General features: G+C 68.2%; 23 protein-coding genes. 17 read left to right on the top strand and 6 right to left on the bottom strand.

Annotated elements, in window-relative coordinates; genetic code table 11:
- Window position 1: 1 nt before the first annotated feature.
- Both AB0M87_RS14915 and AB0M87_RS14910 read left to right on the top strand, forming a co-directional pair.
- The gene (locus AB0M87_RS14915) at window positions 2-1,351 is read left to right on the top strand and encodes an erythromycin esterase family protein (protein WP_365852738.1); all 1,350 of its coding nucleotides are present in this window, start codon (window positions 2-4) and stop codon (window positions 1,349-1,351) included.
- Window positions 1,352-1,915: 564 nt separating this feature from the next.
- The gene (locus AB0M87_RS14910; RefSeq protein ID WP_365852736.1) at window positions 1,916-2,413 is read left to right on the top strand and encodes a hypothetical protein; all 498 of its coding nucleotides are present in this window, start codon (window positions 1,916-1,918) and stop codon (window positions 2,411-2,413) included.
- Window positions 2,414-2,466: 53 nt separating this feature from the next.
- Here AB0M87_RS14910 and AB0M87_RS14905 read toward each other — a convergent pair whose 3' ends face one another.
- Entirely contained in the window at window positions 2,467-2,829 is a 363-nt protein-coding gene (locus AB0M87_RS14905) for a DUF488 family protein (RefSeq protein WP_365852734.1), read from the bottom strand.
- A gap of 31 nt (window positions 2,830-2,860) precedes the next feature.
- Window positions 2,861-3,178 carry a DUF2795 domain-containing protein gene (locus AB0M87_RS14900; RefSeq protein ID WP_365852732.1) on the bottom strand — a complete coding sequence of 106 codons (318 nt, stop codon included), beginning with the start codon at window positions 3,176-3,178 and terminating at the stop codon, window positions 2,861-2,863.
- A 434-nt stretch (window positions 3,179-3,612) separates the two neighbouring features.
- On the opposite strand from AB0M87_RS14900, the gene AB0M87_RS14895 reads away from it, so the two are divergent.
- The 8 genes from AB0M87_RS14895 (at window position 3,613) to AB0M87_RS14860 (ending at window position 10,178) form a co-directional block, all read left to right on the top strand.
- The gene (locus AB0M87_RS14895; protein ID WP_365852730.1) at window positions 3,613-5,088 is read left to right on the top strand and encodes a hypothetical protein; all 1,476 of its coding nucleotides are present in this window, start codon (window positions 3,613-3,615) and stop codon (window positions 5,086-5,088) included.
- Window positions 5,060-5,605 carry a hemerythrin domain-containing protein gene (locus tag AB0M87_RS14890; RefSeq protein WP_365852728.1) on the top strand — a complete coding sequence of 182 codons (546 nt, stop codon included), beginning with the start codon at window positions 5,060-5,062 and terminating at the stop codon, window positions 5,603-5,605. The genes AB0M87_RS14895 and AB0M87_RS14890 overlap by 29 nt, the downstream gene beginning before the upstream one ends.
- Complete coding sequence (locus tag AB0M87_RS14885; RefSeq protein WP_365852726.1) at window positions 5,602-6,690, top strand: hydrogenase expression protein HypE; 1,089 nt, start codon at window positions 5,602-5,604, stop codon at window positions 6,688-6,690. The genes AB0M87_RS14890 and AB0M87_RS14885 overlap by 4 nt, the downstream gene beginning before the upstream one ends.
- A 134-nt stretch (window positions 6,691-6,824) precedes the next feature.
- Window positions 6,825-8,624: a nickel-dependent hydrogenase large subunit gene (locus AB0M87_RS14880; RefSeq protein ID WP_365852724.1), complete on the top strand. Its 1,800-nt coding sequence runs from the start codon at window positions 6,825-6,827 to the stop codon at window positions 8,622-8,624.
- Entirely contained in the window at window positions 8,617-9,168 is a 552-nt protein-coding gene (locus AB0M87_RS14875) for a NifU family protein (RefSeq protein WP_365852722.1), read from the top strand. Before AB0M87_RS14880 ends, AB0M87_RS14875 begins: the two co-directional genes overlap by 8 nt.
- Window positions 9,165-9,755 carry a DUF5947 family protein gene (locus AB0M87_RS14870; protein ID WP_365852720.1) on the top strand — a complete coding sequence of 197 codons (591 nt, stop codon included), beginning with the start codon at window positions 9,165-9,167 and terminating at the stop codon, window positions 9,753-9,755. The genes AB0M87_RS14875 and AB0M87_RS14870 overlap by 4 nt, the downstream gene beginning before the upstream one ends.
- Window positions 9,756-9,765: 10 nt before the next feature.
- Window positions 9,766-9,972 (top strand): hypothetical protein, encoded by a 207-nt coding sequence (locus AB0M87_RS14865; RefSeq protein WP_365852718.1) that lies wholly within the window; start codon window positions 9,766-9,768, stop codon window positions 9,970-9,972.
- A gap of 56 nt (window positions 9,973-10,028) precedes the next feature.
- A complete protein-coding gene (locus AB0M87_RS14860; RefSeq protein ID WP_365852716.1) occupies window positions 10,029-10,178 on the top strand; it encodes a hypothetical protein in 150 nt (49 codons plus the stop codon).
- 246 nt (window positions 10,179-10,424) lie between these two features.
- Here the strand turns inward: AB0M87_RS14860 and AB0M87_RS14855 are convergent, their stop codons facing one another.
- Window positions 10,425-11,156, bottom strand: a complete 732-nt coding sequence (locus AB0M87_RS14855) for a ribonuclease BN (RefSeq protein ID WP_365853401.1) — start codon at window positions 11,154-11,156, stop codon at window positions 10,425-10,427.
- Between the two features lie 193 nt (window positions 11,157-11,349).
- Window positions 11,350-11,799, bottom strand: coding sequence for a hypothetical protein (locus AB0M87_RS14850; RefSeq protein ID WP_365852714.1), 450 nt, complete (start codon window positions 11,797-11,799; stop codon window positions 11,350-11,352).
- A gap of 346 nt (window positions 11,800-12,145) precedes the next feature.
- Here AB0M87_RS14850 and AB0M87_RS14845 point away from each other — a divergent pair, with 346 nt between their 5' ends.
- The 3 genes from AB0M87_RS14845 (at window position 12,146) to AB0M87_RS14835 (ending at window position 13,217) form a co-directional block, all read left to right on the top strand.
- Window positions 12,146-12,499 (top strand): ANTAR domain-containing protein, encoded by a 354-nt coding sequence (locus tag AB0M87_RS14845; RefSeq protein ID WP_365852712.1) that lies wholly within the window; start codon window positions 12,146-12,148, stop codon window positions 12,497-12,499.
- 104 nt (window positions 12,500-12,603) lie between these two features.
- Window positions 12,604-12,843 carry a hypothetical protein gene (locus AB0M87_RS14840; RefSeq protein WP_365852710.1) on the top strand — a complete coding sequence of 80 codons (240 nt, stop codon included), beginning with the start codon at window positions 12,604-12,606 and terminating at the stop codon, window positions 12,841-12,843.
- Window positions 12,843-13,217 carry a toxin Doc gene (locus AB0M87_RS14835; protein ID WP_365852708.1) on the top strand — a complete coding sequence of 125 codons (375 nt, stop codon included), beginning with the start codon at window positions 12,843-12,845 and terminating at the stop codon, window positions 13,215-13,217. Before AB0M87_RS14840 ends, AB0M87_RS14835 begins: the two co-directional genes overlap by 1 nt.
- 27 nt (window positions 13,218-13,244) lie before the next feature.
- Here the strand turns inward: AB0M87_RS14835 and AB0M87_RS14830 are convergent, their stop codons facing one another.
- On the bottom strand, window positions 13,245-13,766 hold the full coding sequence (locus AB0M87_RS14830; RefSeq protein ID WP_365852706.1) for a nuclear transport factor 2 family protein: 522 nt from the start codon (window positions 13,764-13,766) through the stop codon (window positions 13,245-13,247).
- Window positions 13,767-13,938: 172 nt separating this feature from the next.
- A complete protein-coding gene (locus AB0M87_RS14825) occupies window positions 13,939-14,844 on the bottom strand; it encodes a hypothetical protein (protein ID WP_365852704.1) in 906 nt (301 codons plus the stop codon).
- Between the two features lie 270 nt (window positions 14,845-15,114).
- Between AB0M87_RS14825 and AB0M87_RS14820 the strand changes: the two genes are divergently transcribed.
- From AB0M87_RS14820 to AB0M87_RS14805, 4 genes are all read left to right on the top strand, one after another.
- Window positions 15,115-16,275: a ferritin-like protein gene (locus tag AB0M87_RS14820; protein WP_365852702.1), complete on the top strand. Its 1,161-nt coding sequence runs from the start codon at window positions 15,115-15,117 to the stop codon at window positions 16,273-16,275.
- A 169-nt stretch (window positions 16,276-16,444) separates the two neighbouring features.
- A complete protein-coding gene (locus AB0M87_RS14815) occupies window positions 16,445-17,215 on the top strand; it encodes a maleylpyruvate isomerase N-terminal domain-containing protein (protein ID WP_365852700.1) in 771 nt (256 codons plus the stop codon).
- 226 nt (window positions 17,216-17,441) lie between these two features.
- Window positions 17,442-18,185: a GntR family transcriptional regulator gene (locus AB0M87_RS14810; RefSeq protein ID WP_365852698.1), complete on the top strand. Its 744-nt coding sequence runs from the start codon at window positions 17,442-17,444 to the stop codon at window positions 18,183-18,185.
- 83 nt (window positions 18,186-18,268) lie between these two features.
- Window positions 18,269-18,361: VOC family protein (locus tag AB0M87_RS14805; protein WP_365853399.1), on the top strand; the 93-nt coding region annotated here is incomplete at its 3' end.

Here is an 18,361-nt window from a genome sequence, read left to right as displayed (position 1 = left end):
GATGAGCGACGAGCCCGCCACCGAGTTTTCCGCGGAGATACGCAGGAGCGCTCTCCCCCTGTCCGGACCGGAGGCGTGGGACCCAGTGCTGGAACGGATCGGTGACGCACGCTACGTACTGATCGGGGAGGCGTCCCACGGCACGTCGGAGTACTACAGCCGACGCGCAGAGCTGACCCGTCGGCTCATCGTCGAAAAGGGCTTCTCCTTCGTAGCGGTGGAGGGGGACTGGCCTGACTGCCGAGCAGTGCATTGGTCGGTCACCGGGGCGCCGGGGGCACCCGATGACCCCGTCGTGGCGCTGCGGGACTTCCGTCGCTGGCCGACGTGGATGTGGGCGAACACCGATGTGGCGCGATTCGCCCGCTGGCTGCGCACCCACAATGCCGATCTGCCGAGTGGCCGGCGTGTCGGTTTCTTCGGCCTGGACGTCTACAGCCTGTGGGAGTCGCTCGACGCGTTGCTGTCCCATCTTCGGGACCATGACCCTCAACTGGTGGACCAGGCGCTGGCGGCATATCGATGCTTCGAGCCCTACGCGGAGGACCCGCAGACCTACGCACGGGCAACGCGGCTGGTGCCCAGCGGCTGCGAGCCGGAGGTGGTCGGACTGCTGATCTCGGTGCGGGAGCACGCCCGGGAGGCAGCGGTGACGTCCGGCGGAGATCTCACCGACCTCGACGCCCGTCAGAACGCCGAAGTGCTGGCCGGTGCGGAACGCTACTACCGGGCGATGGTGCGCGGTGGTCCTCAGTCCTGGAACATCCGTGACCACCACATGGCCGACACCCTCGACCGGCTCATCAGCCACCACGGCCCGCAGGCCAAGGCCGTCGTCTGGGAGCACAACACCCACATCGGTGACGCCCGGGCCACCGACATGACGGATGCCGGGCTGGTCAACGTGGGACAACTGGTGCGCGAACGCCATGCGGCCGACGGCGTGATCCTGATCGGGTTCGGCTCGTATCACGGCACGGTGCTCGCCGGTGACGCCTGGGGAGCGCCCGCGCGCAGCATGAAAGTCCCAACCGCCCGCCCCGGCAGCGTCGAGGATCTTCTGCACCGGGCGCTGCCGGACGGATCGGCGCTCTTCCTCTTCCGGACCGGCCTAGCCGACGGTCGGGAAGCAGACCGGTGCGGCGACTGGTCCGACACGCCGCTCGACCACCGGGCGATCGGGGTGGTCTACCAACCCGATCGCGAGAAGCGGGGCAACTATGTTCCCACCGTCATCGCAGAGCGCTACGACGCCTTCCTCTTCATCGATACCACCCATGCACTGACGCCGCTGCACCAGCAACGTGGAGCACTGACGAAAGAGGAAGAGACGTGGCCCACCGGTCAGTGAGTGCGCGCGGGCGAATCGATCAGGTGACGGGCTCGGGAGCCGGTCCCGGACCGGGAAGCGGCCCTGGCTGCGGGCGGGGTTCAGGTGGCGGCGTGGGCGCGGGCGGATCCGGCTCCGGTTGCGGCGGCGCGGGCGGGACGGGATCGGGGCCGCCCGGCGCGGGCGCCGGCCCAGGCACGGGTCCCGGCCGCGGCCCACCCGGTCCGGGCGCAGGCGTCGGAGTGGGCGGGACCGGGTCGTTGGGGGGTGTGCTCACTGGTCTGCTCCTAGGTGGTCCGGGCAGGGGCACCGTTCCACGTGTATCTGTTCGTTTCGAGGATCGGTATGCCCTGCCTTTACGGAACCTTCGACGACCTCTTCTTTTCCCCTTCCCCCCACACCGGCCATCGAATCGGGGACACCTGCAGCCGGTGAACGCCCCGGTAAGTCCCGGCGGTCGGCGGGACAATGGTCTTACGGCACTCCGTTCAGGCAGGAGGTCCAGCGATGCAACCGTTGTCGGCGCACCTGTGGAGATGGCGGCACAACCCCCTCCGCCGCCGTTGCGACCGCGTGGAGGCATGGGTGACCCTGCTCCTCCTCCTGCTCTTCCTGAGCATGGCACCGCTCATGGCTCTGATGACAAGCTCCGCTATTGAGCACGCGGCAGCCCGCCAGCGCTCGGAGGTCCACCACGTCACGGCAGTGCTCCAGCGCACCGCTCCGGTCTCTGCTCCGGCGGCCCAGAGCCAAGACCAGCCGACGGTCCAGACCCCGGTGCGATGGACCGCCCCGGACGGCACCCCCCATACGGCCACCGCCTTGGTGAGACCAGGGCAGCACGCGGGTACCGCCACCCATGTGTGGGTCACCGACCAGGACCGGATCGTACCGGGACCGCCGAGCCCGGCCCAGACCGTCTTCGCGGCTGCCCTCACAGCCGCCAACGCCGTCCTGGGGACCGGTCTTCTGCTGCTCCTGCTGTGGGCTATCGTCCGGTCCAGGTTCGATGCACACCGCATGGCCCAATGGGAGCGTGAATGGGCCGACAACGGGCCTCGCTGGAGCCACGGCCGGAGATGAACGGCGGCGGACGTCTGCCCGTTTCTGTGCTGCGCAGGACCGCCCGCTCCGCGTCAGCCGCCGAGCAGATCGGCCAGCACCTGCGCTTGACTGATCTCGGGCTCCTTGGTGGCGGTGAGGAGTGTCAGCGCCCCGTCCTTCGCGGTCTCCTTCAGACGTCCCAAGGCCTGCGCCCGCTCTGGTTCCTTCAGTTCGCTGCGGTAGCGCCGGCCGAACTCCTCGAAGCGCTGCGGATCATGGCTGTACCACTTGCGCAGCTCCGTCGACGGGGCGATCTCCTTGCACCATTCGTCGAGTCCGGCTTTCTCCTTGGTCAGGCCCCGCGGCCACACCCGGTCGACGAGCACTCTGGTGCCGTCGTCCTGCGCGGGCTCCTCATACACCCTGCGTACATGGACCGCTGCCTTGCGCGTCATACCCGGCCTCCTCCCGGCGCAGCCGTCGGCCTCACCGGTCCAACTCGTCCTCCACCGGTGGTTTCGGGGCGTCCCGCAAGTGCTGCGAGAGTCCGGGCTTGCCGCCCTGACGTGCCTGTTCGGCACGCTGCGCCCGACTGTGGCCCCGGTCCGACGCGGGGTCCAGGCGCACCGAGCGTGCCACCTCTTCCTTGTTGGCGTACTGCTCGGGCGCTATGCCGCGCAGGGCCTTGACCACGTCCCCGGACGCGCCGGACCGCTCGGCCGCATCGACCAGGTCGTCCTTGCCCGCGGGAAAATGCACATCCCGCACCGCACCCAAGACGTCATGCACGTTCGTGTCGGCCATGACGGCCTCCTCAGCTGATGTCCCCGTATTCGTCCGTTGCCCTGACGAGCGCGCCTCCGGGTACCCCTGGCCCGGCGTCCGATGCGCGGAAAGCTTCCCTCCTCCCAGTGACCGGCAAAACGCGCTGTTCTTCGTAAATGGTGTGAATCTGGGTGAATGCACTTCGCAGTGTGCTTCCGAAGGCCGGCGGCCCCACCAATGGCGGGGCCGCCGGCCTCGAACGGAGCAACTTTGCAAGCGGAACCGGAGCGGGACGCCGAGCCGATGCCGGGCAGCCCCCAGTCTGGCTGCCGGACAGCGGAGCGCGGCTCGACTGCCGCCCGGGGTGGTCCCCACCGCGGTGCGGGCCACCCCGGGCGGACCGCGGGCAACCTGCGAAGTGCAAGGGCACCTGCGAAGTTTGGAAGCCTCACCTGCGAAACGGAGGCAGGACGATGAAAGACCCGGCGCACATCGCGCTCGGCAGTGTGGGCCCGGCGGGACCTGGTTTCGAGCGTGTACGCGCGGTGGCCGACGCCGTTCTGTACGAGGGCTACCTCCTCTACCCGTATCGGAGGTCCTCGGCCAAGAACCGGGTGCGCTGGCAGTTCGGCATCCTTGCCCCGCGTGCCTGGGTCGAGGCGGACGGCCCGGTGCCGGCGGCGCTGGCCGGCTCCGTGGAGTCCTGGCAGCAGCAGACCGAGTGCCTGCTCGAGGCCGGATCCGATGCGACGGTGCACGTGCGCGTGCGCTACCTGCAGCTGCAGCACAAGAGCGTGGAGCGCCGGGCGGAGCATGGTCGGTACACGGCGGTGGAGTCCCTGGAAGCCGACGGCAGGATGCATCTCACCTTCGACGAAGCCGTACCGAGAGAGCGTGACATCGTCGTCCCGCTGGCCGACCTGCTCACCGCGGACCGGCAGTTCCCGGTCGGCGCGCCCGGTGGCGAGGAGAGCGAAGAGCTCGACGGCGCCGGGCGGGTGGTGCGCCGACTTCACCCGGTCGAGGCCTTGACGACGCTGAGCGCCGAGCGCCTTGATGGCCCGTGCGCGCTCCACCGGCTGCGGGTACGCACCGAGAACACCGGGCAGTCGGTCGGGGCGGGCACCGCGCGTGAGGAAGCTCTGCGCCATACCCTCATCGCCACCCACACGTTCATCGGCGGCAGCGGGCTGGAGTTCATCTCCCTGACCGATCCGCCCCAGTGGGCCGAGGCCGCTGCCCGGGCCTGCCGGAACATTCACACCTACCCGGTGCTGGCCGACGACGAGGGCTCGCGCCATCTGCTGCTGTCGTCACCGATTCTCCTCCCCGACCACCCGCAGGTGGCGCCCGAGAGCCCCGGTGACCTGCACGACGCAGCGGAGATCGACGAGATCCTTTCGCTGCGGACCCTGCTGCTGACCGACGAGGAGAAGCGTGAGGCCAGGGCGACCGACCCGCGCGCCGCCGAAATCCTCGACCGGGTCGACGGCATGCCGCCGGAGGTCTTCGCGCGACTGCACGGTGCGATCCGCTCCCTGCGAGCCACTCCGCCGCCGCAGGTCGAGCCCACCCTCACTGCCCCGGCACGGGCGTCCACGCCCTGGTGGGACGAGGGCGGCGACGACGGTCTGTCTCCGGCGACGGACAGCGCGCTGGTCGACGGTGTGCCGGTGAGGAAGGGCAGCAGGGTGCGGCTGCGCCCACGGGGGCACGGCGCTGACGCCCACGACATGTTCCTCATCGACCGAACCGCCCGTGTGGAGGCGGTGTTCCACGACGTCGACGGGAGCGTGCACGTCGCCGTCAGCCTCGAGGACGACCCGACGGCTGAACTGCACAGCTGGTACGGCCGGTTCTTCTACTTCCGGCCGGACGAGCTGCAGCCACTGGCCACCGACCCCGCTCAGGAGAGGACCGATGGACGCCATCGAGCTGTTGAAGCATGACCACCGGATGGTCGAGCAGCTGTTCCGCGACTACGCCGCCGCAGCGTCCAGTACGCAGCGCCGCGGCGTGGTCGAGGTCCTCGTCCGGGAGCTGTCCAAGCATGCGGCCCTGGAGGAGTTGATGGTCTATCCCCTGGCCAAGAAGGTTCTTCCGGACGGGCAGCAGGAAATCGACCGGCATCTGGCCGAGCACATGGACGTCAAGAAGACCCTGCTGGCCCTCGACAAACTCTCCGCCGGTGACGACCAGGAGGACCCGTTGGTGGCCGACCTGCAGCGGGAGATCGAGGAGCACGTACGGGAGGAGGAGGGCGAGCTGCTGCCACAGCTGCGCGATGCCGTCGATCAGCAGGCCCTCGACGAACTGGGCCATGAGCTCGATCGGGCGAAGGGCAAGGCACCGACCCGGCCGCACCCGAACGCGCCGGACGAGCCGCCCGGTCTCGCACTCGCGGGCCCGATGGCCGCCATCTACGACCGACTCCGCGACAGGATGCAAGGGAGGCCGAAGACATGAGCATCGAAAGCGGCACCACCAGCACGAGCCAGCACCCGAGCAGGGCGGTGGACCGGAGCGGCTTCGAGGAAATCGACATCCTCTGGATCTCCGAAGGGATGAGCTGCGACGGCGACACGGTCTCCATGACCGCATCCGGCCAGCCGTCGATCGAAGACGTCGTCCTCGGTCTCATCCCCGGGCTGCCGAAAGTCAACCTGCACAACAAGGTGCTCTCGCCCACCGAAGGCGGCGAATCGTTCCTCGCACCGTTCCGGGCCGCTGCTCGTGGCGAGCTGTCGCCCTTCATCCTCGTCATCGAGGGTTCGATCCCCAACCAGAACATCATCGAGGGCGACGGTTACTGGACCTCCTTCGGCAACGACGAGGTGACCGGCGAGCCGCTCACTCTCAACTGGTGGATCGACCAACTCGCCCCCAAGGCCTGGGCAGTCGTCGCAGCCGGCACCTGCGCGACCTACGGCGGAATCCACGCGATGGCGGGTAATCCCACCGGATCCATGGGCCTGGCCGACTACCTGGGCTGGGACTTCAAGTCACAGGGCGCTCTGCCGATCGTCAACGTACCCGGTTGCCCGATCCAGCCCGAGAACTTCATGGAGACCCTGACCTGGGTGCTCTACCACGCAGCGGGGTCGGCGCCGCCACCCCCGCTGGACCACATGCTGCGGCCGCAGTGGCTGTTCGGCAAGACCGTGCACGAAGGCTGCGACCGCGCGGCCTACTACGAGCAGGGTGACTTCGCGAAGGACTACAACTCGCCCAAGTGCCAGGTGAAGGTGGGCTGCTGGGGCCCCGTGGTCAACTGCAACGTTCCCAAGCGCGGCTGGATGTCCGGCGTCGGCGGCTGCCCGAACGTGGGCGGCATCTGCATCGGCTGCACCATGCCGGGATTCCCGGACGCTTTCATGCCCTTCATGGACGAACCGTCGGGAGGCAGCCTGTCCTCCCTCCTCATCAAGCCGTACGGGGCGTTCATCCGGCGGATGCGCGGCATCACCAACATGGCCGTGAACCAGGAACCCAAGTGGCATCACAACCGGTCCGAGCTGACCAGCGGCTACGACCCGCACTGGCGCCCCTGACACCCACCGCTCCCGTCGCACGCCACCGCTGACGCACACCACCGCCCCCACTCGCCCTGAGCCACCAGCAGGGCGGGACCGGCGGCAACGCTTGACCCCCACATCACCGAGCGAGGAACGAGGCAAGGACGGACATGACGACCACCGAGGGGCCGGCGCGCACCGGGCAGCGCAAGCCCGCGCAGATCGTAGACATGTCGTGGGACCCGATCACCCGGATCATCGGCAATCTCGGCATCTACACGAAGATCGACTTTGCCAACCGGGAAGTGACCGAGTGCCACAGCACCTCGTCACTCTTCCGCGGCTACTCGGTGTTCATGAAGGGCAAGGACCCGCGGGACGCCGGCTTCATCACCAGCCGTATCTGCGGAATCTGCGGCGACAATCACACCACCTGTTCCAACTACGCGCAGCAGATGGCCTACGGCATCAAGCCCCCTCCGCTCGCCGAGGCCATCGTCAACCTCGGCGAGGCCGCCGAGTACATGTTCGATCACACTCTGTTCCAGGACAACATGGTGTTCGTCGACTTCTGCGAGGCCATGGTCAAGGTCACCAACCCCAGTGTGCTCGCCAAGGCGGAGAAGACACCCGCACCGCACGGGGAAATCCACGGCTACCGCACCATCGCCGACATCATGCGTGCCTTCAATCCCTTCGAGGGCGAGGTCTACAAACAGGCGCTGCAGGTCAGCCGGGTCACCCGGGAGATGTTCTGCAAGATGGAGGGGCGCCACGTCCACCCGTCGACGCTGTACCCCGGTGGTGTGGGAACCGTGCCCGCACCCAGCACCTTCACCGACTACCTCACCCGACTGGTGAAAATCCTCGACTTCGTCAAGCAGTCGGTGGCGATGAACGACGACATCTTCGACTTCTTCTACGACGCGCTGCCCGGCTACGAGGAGGTCGGACGCCGCCGCACGATGCTCGGCTGCTGGGGCGCGTGGCAGGACTCCAATGTCTGCGACTACAGCTACAAGAACATGAACGAGTGGGGCAAGGCGATGTTCGTCACCCCCGGCATCATCGTCGACGGCAAACTGGTCACCAACAACCTGGTCGACATCAACCTGGGCATGCGGATCCTGCTCGGCAGCTCCTACTACGAGGACTGGACCGGCGACGAGCCGTTCGTCACCCATGACCCGCTCGGTAACCCCGTCGACATGCGTCACCCCTGGAACCAGACGACCGTGCCGGTGCCGCAGAAGAGGGACCTGCAGGGCAACTACAGCTGGGTGATGAGCCCCCGCTGGTACGACAAGAACACCGAGGAGCACCTCGCGCTCGACACCGGTGGCGGCCCGCTGGCACGGCTCTGGTCGACGGCGCTGAACGGACTGGTCGACACCCCCTACGTCAAGGCCACCGGGCACAGTGTGCAGATCTCCCTGCCCAAGAGCGAAAAGCTGCCGGAGATGACGCTGGAGTGGAAGATCCCCCAGTGGAACAACACCCTGGAGCGCGACCGGGCCCGCCCGTACTTCGTCGCGTACTCCGCGGCCATGGCGTTCACCTTCCTCGAACGGGCGATGGAGATGGTCCGGGCCGGCGACACCAAGATGTTCACCGACTTCGAAGTCCCCGACGAGGCGATCGGCTGCGGCTTCCACGAAGCCGTCCGGGGCGTGCTCTCCCACCACCTGGTGATCAAGGACAAGAAGATCGCGAACTACCACCCTTATCCGCCGACGCCGTGGAACGCCAGCCCGCGTGACATGTACGGCACCCCCGGCCCCTATGAGGACGCGGTACAGGGGCAACCGATTTTCGAGGAAAACGGTCCGGACGACTTCAAGGGCGTCGACATCATGCGTACCGTCCGCAGCTTCGACCCCTGCCTGCCCTGTGGCGTGCACATGTACCTCGGTCAGGGCAAGGAACTCAAGAAGCTGCACTCGCCGACGTTCGGAGCCACCCATGACTGACCACGGGAGGCTCGACGCCCCGGCGATCGGTCAGCGCCTCGCCCGCATCGACGAGCTGCTGGAGCGTGTCGAGGGAACGCCGGGGCCGACGTCGGACGCGGCGATCGAAGCCGTCCAGGCGCTCGCCGAGGTCTACGGCGAGGCACTGGCCCGGGTGCGGGACCTCGCCGACCCGCAGTTCAGCGGCCGGTTGGTCGACGATGAACTGCTCGGCCACCTGATGGTGCTGCACGAGATCCATCCCGACCCCTTGGAACACCGGGTGGTCCGCGCTCTGGACAATCTCCGGCCGGCCGTACGGAAACACGGCGGGGAGATGGAACTGACCGGCATCAGCGACGGGGTGGCGAGCGTGCGGCTGACCGTCAAAGGCTGCGGTTCCTCCGCGGCCCCTGTCGAGGAGGCCGTCCGCGAAGCCGTACTGGCCGCCGCACCCGAACTGTCGGCCGTCCGCTGGGAACCGGCGGCCGAGCAGCCTGACGCCGCTTTCGTTCCCCTGGACACGGTGACGCGCCGGGCCGTGGCGTCCGGAGGCAAGACGTGAGCGCCGGCGCGCTCGAACGCGTCATTCGCCGGGCCGGTGCCCGGCGGGCCGAAGCGGCGGAACACTGCGAACTGTGCAGCGAGCCCGTGCCCGCCGACCACCGGCACATGGTCGACACGGACCGCGGGGAACTGCTGTGCGCGTGCCGCCCGTGCTCGCTGCTGTTCGTCCGGGACGCCGCCAGCCGGGGCCACTACCGACTGGTTCCGCAACGGCGGATCCGGCTGGCCCCTGTCTCGACGGAACCCCTGGGCGTGCCGGTCGGCCTGGCCTTCTTCGTACCGCGCGCGGACGGCACGGTGTCCGCGCACTACCCGAGCCCGGCCGGAGCGACCGAGTGGGAGGTCGACGCGCAGGCCTGGCGCCAGGTCGTCGACAACTGCCCCCAGCTCGCGGATCTGGCGGCGGACGTGGAGGCGTTGCTGGTCAACACCGCGCGTGAGGCCCGGCACCACTGGATCGTCCCGGTCGACGACTGCTTCCGCATGGTCGCCGTCGTACGGCGAGAATGGAAGGGATTGTCCGGCGGAGGACGGGTATGGCCAGAGATCGAGCGGTTCTTCGCAGAACTGACCGAACACCGGTAAGGAGGAAGCAATGGGCAAGATCCGAGTAGGAAAGCCTGCTGTCAAACCCGACACGCCGAAGACGGTCTTCGGTACCCACAGGGGCAACGAGAAGTCCTTCAAGCGCCAGCCCGGGCACCACAAGGACGGCACATCCGACGCACGGCGCTCAACAGGCATCCACTGGAAGAAACACAACGCGATCATGAAGGTCATGCCGAACATCTCGCCCGGCTGACACACCCGACGCGAGGGGACGCTGACTCAACGGGACAGCAGAGAAAGGGAATGTGAGTGACTGCGAAACGAGTGCTGATCGCGCAGGCCGTGCTGGTCGGAGGACTCGGACTCGCCATCCTGGTGAAGGAGCTCCCGGGACTGGCACGCGAGATCAGGATCTGGCGGATGGTGGATTTCCGGGCCGGCTCCCGACACCCCCGCTGAGTTCCCCCGCACCTGGTGCGCGGCTCGGCATCGGCCACATCACCGATGCCGAGCCGAGCCATGCCCCGGACACGACGCCTCCCCGGCACGAACCGGGCCGTGCGGGCCGCTCAATGAAGGGTGCCGGACGTCCGGGAAGAGTCTGGCCTCCTCTGTCGGCCGGGAGCCGGTCCCTCTCCCTCTCCTTCGGAGGGAATCCCCGCCTTCGGGCCGTGCGGGAATCCAATCCTGAGCTTGCGGCGCGGCTCAAGCAGGAGGGGTACCCGGCCCGCCGTCCTCGCTGCGCACGGTGTGACCCTGTTCGGCGGACCCGGGGCGGTGGAAGTGGCGGCCGAGGAGTGCTCCGCCGAAGATGACGTATCCCACGCCGACCAGCCAGCATTCGATCATGAGTACGGTGCCGACAGGCCCGTAGCTGACGGCGCTCGTCACGATGAGCGGCACGAAGACCAGGCCGGAGACGACCCGGAGACCGACCAGACCGGCCACGGTCGCCACGGCTCCGGGCAGCAGAGCCCGCCAGGGCACACGCGCCCCGAGCAGGAAATGCTGCCCACCCCAGAAGAAGACGGTGCCGACTGCCAGGGCCGCCGTCACACGGAACGCTCCGGACAGCACATCCCGGGTCTGCACCGCGACATAGAGAAAGGCGATGAGCGCCGCCAACCAGACCGCTTGCCGCCAGAGACGGTGCCAAGGTCGGACAGACAGTCCCCACGATTTCTCGTACCCGGTCTGCACGCTCGCCGCGAAGGTCAGCCCGAAGACGGCGAGTGCGACCACGCTGACCAGTCCCGTCGTACTGATCACCTGCCGCGGTGAGGAGAAGAGATCCTGGACAGCGTGTGCGGAACGCCCGGACAACCCCATGCCGTCGACGATCCACATGGCGAAGCCGCGGCGGCGGAACGGATCCGCCGCCGCGACGACGATCAGCAGGGGGACAAGGGTCACCAGACCCAGTGCCGCGAATCCCATGGAGCGGTGCAGCAGTTCCAGCTCGTTCCCCCGCTCCAGGAACCGTCCCGCCTGTAATCCGCTGCGGAGGCGGTCGATCTGCCGGCGCCAGAAACCCACGTGGATTCTCCCGTTGAATCTCCCTCGGGTACGAGCGGTGGATGACGGGTCTTCGTGCGCAGTTCCTTCACCACTGACAGAAGCGCGACGACATTCAGCTTCCCGGCATCAGCAGACGGTGTCGGCAGCGTTCGATCAGATCGTCCAGCATCAAGGAGAGCCCGATGCCGAGCATCCACACGTCCTTCGCGAGGGGCAGCCCGTCCGGCGTCGGGCGCAGGCTGCCTTCTTCCCGCATGCCCGGGACGCTCAGGTACAGCCCCATCGTGCCGAGCGAGAACGCCGACACGCCCGCTCCGGCGACGGCTGCCGGAACAACCGGCACCAACAGCGCCGCGCCCAGCAGGATTTCCCCCGCCGACAACAGCCGGACGAACGGCTGAGCGTCGAGCTTCTTCAGAAACGGGTAAGCGGTGCAGGCGAACCCGTGCAGCCCTTCCGCCGTGGACCGGTCCGCGCCACGCTTGGAAAGGCCGGAATGCAGGAAGAAAGCTCCGAGCGGAATCCTCAGCGGCAGTTGCCGGGTCAGGCTGTGCATGCCCATACAAGTCCTCCTCGGACGCCATCCCCTTCTTCACCGTAATCGCGCCCGACAAATGCCGCAGGGGGGAGGGCACCGGCGCACGGCGCGGAGTCCAAACGTTTGGCCGGGGAACCGACTGGTAAGCCGTCGTACAGCGCGGAGCGACGTCGCCTGGCGCAGGCGCCGGGGGTTGGCCGAAACAGCCCCCGGCGCCGCTTCCCGTGCATGGCGGCCCGAAGTGCGGGTAACGGTTGATTTCAGGTGCCTCAGGGGCCCACCATCAGAAGTTGCGGGAGGTCGCTTCCGGCTTCCGGCGGGGGCTCTGAGCTGAAAGGACGATCGCGCTACCACCCGGGGACAGACGGAAATGAGCACTGCCTTCGACCACACCCGCGACCCGCACGACGCAACCCCCGCGCAGGAACCCTGCGCTGCGTGTTCAGCGGAGGTCGATCAGCTGCGTGCGGAGGTGGACCAGCTGCGGCAGACGATGAAAACCCGCCCAGTGATAGACCAGGCCCGCGGCATGGTGATGGCCCTGGGACGGTGCTCCTCACAGAGGGCGTGGGAGGTACTGGTCGAAGTGTCCCAGCACAGCAACACCAAGCTCCGGCATGTCGCCGAGTCCCTGGTGGCGAGCGCCACCGGCGCGTCCATGCCCTGCCCGGTCGGCGACGCGCTGAACGTGGCCCTCCGGCGGCTGCGCACCGGCGGGCAGTGACCCCTCTCCATGACCACGCCACCGAGCCCGCCGAGCAGCCGGCGCGGCGGTCCGCTGCGGAGGGCTCCCTGGCAGGTTCGGTACCTACTAGGTACCATGGCGTCATGCCGTCCCTGAACATCACCTTCACCGACGAGGAACTGCACGAGGTCCGCGCCGCCGCGGCCGCCGAGGGCAAGTCCCTCAAGCAGTTCGTCCACGACCTGCCGCTGCGGGAACAGCAGCGCCGGCAGTTCGCCCGGTACGCGGTCTCCTGGGGTGAACAGTACCGAGAAGAGTTCGACGCGGCCTTCCCCGACGAGGTACCTCAATCCGCCGGACAGCGAGGGGCCGAAGCCGCCTGATGGTGCTGCACATCGACATTCCCTGGCTCCTGGACGTCCAGGAGGAGGCCGTCCCCGAAGACGTCTCCGTCGCCGATTATTCGGCGCTCGTCGCGGCCGTCGCGCGCCACAAGACCCGCATCCCGCGCCCGACCACCGCCGACCCCGACCCGGCCTGGCGTGCCGCGGCCCTCCTGCACACTCTCGTACGCCTGGAACCCCTGCCGTACCGGAATTCGCTCTTCGCATGCCAGGTCTCCGTCGCCTACATGCACGCCTCCGGCGACGGCATCGACCCCCCCTACGGTGCCCTGGTCGAACTCGTCCGGGACATCCAGGCCGGCAAGGCCACCGTCTACCAGGCAGCCGACCGGATCCGCGCCTGGCGCATCTGACTGGCCGGCAGCCCCTGTGCCCGGTGATCACCGCGGACTGTCCCGCTCCGGTTCTGCTGCGCTGAACCTGTCGCTGTCCGTAGCGGCCGGCGGGTCGGCGAGCGCTCCCGTGGCGCGGGGCGCCGAGCCCGTCAGCGGAGTGGTGTCGAGGTATCTGACCTCGTAAACCCGCTCGGTGAACTTCCAGCCGTCCGTGGTGCGCAGGTAGTGGTCGTGATAAATGGCGTAGTTCAGCCCCTGGCGGCCGTCGCGGGTGCGCGCGAGTTCTTGGATGTACGTACGGCCGGTCGCGGTGTCGCCGTCAAGCTGGATGATGCCCGGGTGTGTGGTCTGCACGAAGAAGTCCCACTGGCTCTGCAGCCGCTCGCCTCCGACGCGGATCTCCTCCCGGCCGACCAGCTCGGCGGGGATGTTGGGCATCCGCAGCGCGCCGTCCGGCGTGAACAGCGACGCGAGACGGGCCCGGTCACGCATCATCGCCGCGTCGGTGAACTCGCCGCGCAGCGCCTCGATCTCGACGCGGTCGGCGATGGCCTGGAAGTCACTCATCGATTTTCTCCTTGTCACCGAAGCCGGTGGACGCGTGGGTGCGTTCAGCAGTCCGACGGCACAGCTCCCCGGAATGTGACGTGACGCGCCCACCTCCTTCCGCTGGGTGCGCTGTCGTATCGAGCCGGTGACGGCGCAGACGACCAAAAAAGCATCCTGCGGCGGCGGAGTACTACGGGTCATCTCCCGGGTCCGCCAAGCTCTTGACGTGCGCCGCGGCCGCTTGGGCGCGTCTCTCGGCTTCCCGAACTTTCCGGTCACGGGCTCGCGCCCGGTCGCGGGCTTCGCGCTCCCCGTCACGTGACCGGCGGTGCTGCTCCTCGGCCTTCTTGAGCTCGTCGGTGAGTTCGACGACGCGCTGCCGGCCTTCGGTCACGCGCCCGCCGGCCCTTTCCGCCTCGCGATCGGCGGTCGCTGCCTCGTTCCGGCACTCCAGGAGCTCGCGCTCGGCATCCTCGGCCTCGCGGCGGGCTTCAGCGAGCCGTCTGCGCCGCTGCTTGTCCGCCGTGGCCCTGGCCTGTCGGTGGGAAGCGTGGGGGGACGTCGCCGTCTGCTTCTCCGCACGCCCGGGGGGCCGGCCGGAGTCCGGCGATGCGCCTGCGGCGGCGGCGAAGCTCAGGGTCGCGTCGAGCGGCTTGATGAGCCGGCCTTTCGCCCAGTCCCGAGCCGCCTGAGGGTCGGCAAGCACGGCGTGCAGCGTATTCTCGACCTCCCGTTGGGCGTCCTCACTGATGGGATGGCCGGCCTCCGCTGCAAGGTGTCCGGCCTGCCGGGACAGAGCGCTGATCAGGCTCCGCTGCTGACCCGACAGCTCACGCAGCTGTTCGCCGTCGAGGTCCTGATGCGCCTGACGCAGCCCTGCTCCCAGCTGAATGAGCGGCTCGATCTCCTCGGGATGCTCGCGCACGAGGAGATTGCTGGCCCAAGCGGAGAGACTCGGACGACGTAGCTTGCTGATCTGCCGTGCCAACGGCCGATCGTCGGCCGCACGGGCCGTACGCGCACGTTCGTTGCGGGTGGCGGTGAAGTCATCCGGTCGTAGCCCGTACAGCTCGTCGGCGACAGCGTCGAGGTCCACCGGAACACCTCTCCATCGAGGGCTATGCAGAACTATTTGTTCATTTTTATAACCTATTGAGTGTCGCAACCACCCGTCCGCCGGAGTCGATGCCGACCAGGGTCTCTGCAGCGGTCAGGCCGCAGGCTGGGCGGGGCCGACAGGGTGATGGTTGCGCCGCGCGGTTGGTGTGCCGCCGGGCACGCCATGATCGCTGCTAGCTTCACGAGCCTTCGAAGGACTCAGGGCCCTCGACCCGAGGGCGGGTTCGGGGCAGGGATGGAGGCAACGGTGGCCGATACGACTGGAGACCCGGACATGCCGAGTGTCTCCCCATTCAAGCGGCGGAGCTTTCTGGCTTCGGCGGCCCTGGCTGCCACCGCCCCCGTCGCGCTTGCCGGGTCGGCCGCGGCCGCGCAGAAGGCCGAGCCGCAGGATGCCATCGACTACGGCGACTACGGGTGCGTGGCCCGCCTGCTGAGGATTCCCGAGCGCCGTCGCGACCTCGACTGGCTCCGGCAGAGCCTTCAGCATGCCGTGGAACTGGAGTTGGCCACGATTCCGCCGTACCTGTGCGGCTGGTGGTCCATCATCGACCGCAAGTGCGAGGCCGCACGGCTGATCCGACGTATCGTCGGCGACGAGATGTATCACCTGGGCGTCGTCTGCAACCTGCTGGTGGCTGTGGGCGGACGGCCACGGATCACGGAGGCGTTGGCCTCCTATCCCGGTCCTCTGCCGGGCGGTGTGCGGCCTGAAGTGACCGTGTATCTCTCGGGCCTCACCAAGTCCTACGTGCACGACGTGATGATGGCGATCGAAGCCCCCGAAGACCCGCTCACAGAAGCGCGGGACACCGCCTCGACCGTGGGCGACTTCTACACCGCGCTGCTGACGGCTTTCCGCACGCTGGCACCGGAGCTGTCGACACAGGGCCAGCTCTCGGAGCGCATCGGCTCCGACGTCCTGGAACCGATCGACAGCCTCAGCGCCGTCGAACGGGCCATCGACATCATCAAGGAGCAGGGAGAGGGCACCGTCAGCTCGCCTGCGGAGCAGTTCGACGACGACCAGCCGGCTCACTACTACGCCTTCGGCGAGATCTACCACGGGCGGCGTCTGCGAAAGGTCGGTCGAACCTGGCAGTTCACCGGCGAACCCGTGCCCTTCCCCGACGTTCGTCCCATGGGGAGAGTCCCCCTCGGTGGTTGGCCGAGCCCGCCGGCGCGGGTCCGCAAGCTCCTCGACCACTTCGATGCCACCTTCATGGCTGTGTTGGCGAACCTCGAAACGGCCTGGGCCGACGGCGATCCCCGGGCCCTTCGTGTGGCCGTACACGCCATGCACGGGATGGAGAACCCTGCCCTCGAGCTCATGGAAATCGAGATCCCCGATGCCCCCGGAACCTATGGGCCGCAGTTTCGCACCTCCCTGCCCACCGGCCTGACGTGATCCCGACCCCCTCACCTGTCCGGTAGCCGAAAAAACCAGGTGATTCCCCCTGCGGCCGGCATGGGTCGGGGGACGAAGGCGGATCGGCACCGGGGCGGCATGGACGCCGTTCGAGGGACAAATGCCGGTGGTCGTTTGCGTTCCTGGTCCGCTGGACACTCCGCCAGACATGGTTGCTGCCCGCGTCAACGATCTTCTTCCGGAACTGGACTCCTTCCTGCACGCTGTGCAGGCGCGGAGGCCGGATGCCGGCACCTGGTGCGAGGCGTGGACGGTACGCGACGTCCTCATCCACCAGACGGGGAACGCGGAGGAGTTGGCCCGGGTACTTGCCGCCCACCTGGCCGGCGCCCCGGTCGAAACCCGGGGGTTCGACCGCGAGGCCCCTTACCGGGCGCTGTCCGACTCCGAGCTCTGGTCGGCGTTCACTGTTCGGTGCGAACAGCTCGTCGACGTGGCCGAGGCTGCGGTGCACGACCTGTCGCCGGACACCGAGGTGATGTGGACGGGGCGTGTGGTGAAGCCGGCCTTCTTCGCCGAGCACATGCGGGAAGAACTGGTGCTGCACCGCTGGGATATGACCGGCGACGACAGCACGGCGGTGCAGGCGCTCACCGAGCCGTGGATGACCGAACACAGCGTGAAGGAAGTCGGCCCACCGCTCCTGCGCCGGGGCTCCGCCGCCCTGGAGTTCGATGCCGACGGCCGCATCGAGGGACGCTTGCGCGTCTTCGGGACCGACGACATCCTGGTCACGGCCGACGCGGGCGGCGCCGGTATCCGTTTCACTGCACCCGAGGGCCCTGCCACCATCGAGAGCGACGCCGCAGCGCGCACCCTCCTCCTCTGGGGGCGGCGTCCTGCGGATCCCTCACGCTGGCAGAGCGATGCGGGACCGGAGACCCTTCGCGCTGTGCGGACACTGCTCAGCGGTTACTGAAGCGACGACGGGCCGGTGGTTCGGGTCGCCCGTCGCGCGCACACCGATCCGCCCGCCGGCGACCCAGCGGAGGATGTCGTAGTCGTGCACGGAGCAGTCGCGGAAGATGTCCCCCGACCCTCTGGCACGCGACGAATCAAGATGTTGTCATGACATACTGACGTACGGAGCTTAAAGGGACTGAGGCATACTGGCGTGTCCAGGCAGCAGCCCGCAGGAGGGTGACGTGGAACCGCTCACCAAGAAGATCACCATCGACCGGAACAGTCCGGTCCCCCTGTATTTCCAGTTCGCCCAGCAGCTGCAGCGCCTCATCGAGATCGGGGACCTGCCGCCAGGGACCAGGCTGAACAACGAGATCGCCATGGCGGACCAGTTCGGGCTGTCCCGCCCGACCATGCGCCAGGCCATGCAGCACCTCGTCGACAAGGGACTGTTGGCCCGCAAGCGCGGGGTGGGCACCGAGGTTGTCACCAACCGCATACGGCGTCAGGTCGAGTTCACCAGCCTCTACGAGGACCTGGAGCGTGAGGCGCGGCGGCCAGGCACGAAGGTACTGTCCATCGACACGGTGCCGGCCGAGGAGGGGGTCGCTGCCGCGCTCTGCGTGAAGGCGGGCGTGCCGGTGCTGGCGATCGAACGTCTGAGGTTCGCCGACGACCAGCCGATCGCGCTCATGCGCAACTATCTGCCGGCGGACCTGATCGAGCTGACCGCGGAGGCGCTGGCCGACGGGGGCCTGTACCAGTTGCTGCGCCAGTCCGGCATCCGCCTGACCACGGCGGAACAGACCATCGGCGCCCGCCGGGCGACGGCCGCCGAGGCAAAGCTGCTCGAGGAGTCCCGCGGCGCCACCCTGCTGACCATGACCCGCACAGCCTACGATGGTTCCGGTAAGCCGGTTGAATACGGCTCTCACGTCTACCGGGCCTCACGCTATTCGTTCGAGATGACGGTTGTGGCGCACTGACCCTGCTGATCAGTGCCCGCGCTCGAGGAGCGCGTCGGACAGGTCGGCGGCCGCATGGTTCAGGCGCAAGAGGGGTGTCGGAAGTGATCCGAAAGCTGCAGGCGGTCGCGTTGGACTGCGCCGATCCGGTACGGCTGGCGGAGTTCTACGCGGAGTTGCTCGGCGGTCGGGTGGTC

Origin of the sequence: Streptomyces sp. NPDC051320 (genome assembly GCF_040682175.1) — a bacterium.
Lineage (GTDB): Bacteria > Actinomycetota > Actinomycetes > Streptomycetales > Streptomycetaceae > Streptomyces.
The sequence above is the reverse complement of the archived record's forward strand: the minus strand, read 5'-3'. Positions and strand labels throughout refer to the sequence as shown.

Bases quoted from the DNA above. Each gene is read 5' to 3' on its own strand.
- AB0M87_RS14915 (WP_365852738.1), top strand. From the start codon at position 2: ATGAGCGACGAGCCCGCCACCGAGTTTTCCGCGGAGATACGCAGGAGC.
- AB0M87_RS14905 (WP_365852734.1), bottom strand. From the start codon at position 2,829: ATGACGCGCAAGGCAGCGGTCCATGTACGCAGGGTGTATGAGGAGCCC.
- AB0M87_RS14900 (WP_365852732.1), bottom strand. From the start codon at position 3,178: ATGGCCGACACGAACGTGCATGACGTCTTGGGTGCGGTGCGGGATGTG.
- AB0M87_RS14895 (WP_365852730.1), top strand. From the start codon at position 3,613: ATGAAAGACCCGGCGCACATCGCGCTCGGCAGTGTGGGCCCGGCGGGA.
- AB0M87_RS14890 (WP_365852728.1), top strand. From the start codon at position 5,060: ATGGACGCCATCGAGCTGTTGAAGCATGACCACCGGATGGTCGAGCAG.
- AB0M87_RS14885 (WP_365852726.1), top strand. From the start codon at position 5,602: ATGAGCATCGAAAGCGGCACCACCAGCACGAGCCAGCACCCGAGCAGG.
- AB0M87_RS14880 (WP_365852724.1), top strand. From the start codon at position 6,825: ATGACGACCACCGAGGGGCCGGCGCGCACCGGGCAGCGCAAGCCCGCG.
- AB0M87_RS14875 (WP_365852722.1), top strand. From the start codon at position 8,617: ATGACTGACCACGGGAGGCTCGACGCCCCGGCGATCGGTCAGCGCCTC.
- AB0M87_RS14865 (WP_365852718.1), top strand. From the start codon at position 9,766: ATGGGCAAGATCCGAGTAGGAAAGCCTGCTGTCAAACCCGACACGCCG.
- AB0M87_RS14855 (WP_365853401.1), bottom strand. From the start codon at position 11,156: ATGGGATTCGCGGCACTGGGTCTGGTGACCCTTGTCCCCCTGCTGATC.
- AB0M87_RS14850 (WP_365852714.1), bottom strand. From the start codon at position 11,799: ATGGGCATGCACAGCCTGACCCGGCAACTGCCGCTGAGGATTCCGCTC.
- AB0M87_RS14845 (WP_365852712.1), top strand. From the start codon at position 12,146: ATGAGCACTGCCTTCGACCACACCCGCGACCCGCACGACGCAACCCCC.
- AB0M87_RS14840 (WP_365852710.1), top strand. From the start codon at position 12,604: ATGCCGTCCCTGAACATCACCTTCACCGACGAGGAACTGCACGAGGTC.
- AB0M87_RS14835 (WP_365852708.1), top strand. From the start codon at position 12,843: ATGGTGCTGCACATCGACATTCCCTGGCTCCTGGACGTCCAGGAGGAG.
- AB0M87_RS14830 (WP_365852706.1), bottom strand. From the start codon at position 13,766: ATGAGTGACTTCCAGGCCATCGCCGACCGCGTCGAGATCGAGGCGCTG.
- AB0M87_RS14815 (WP_365852700.1), top strand. From the start codon at position 16,445: ATGGTTGCTGCCCGCGTCAACGATCTTCTTCCGGAACTGGACTCCTTC.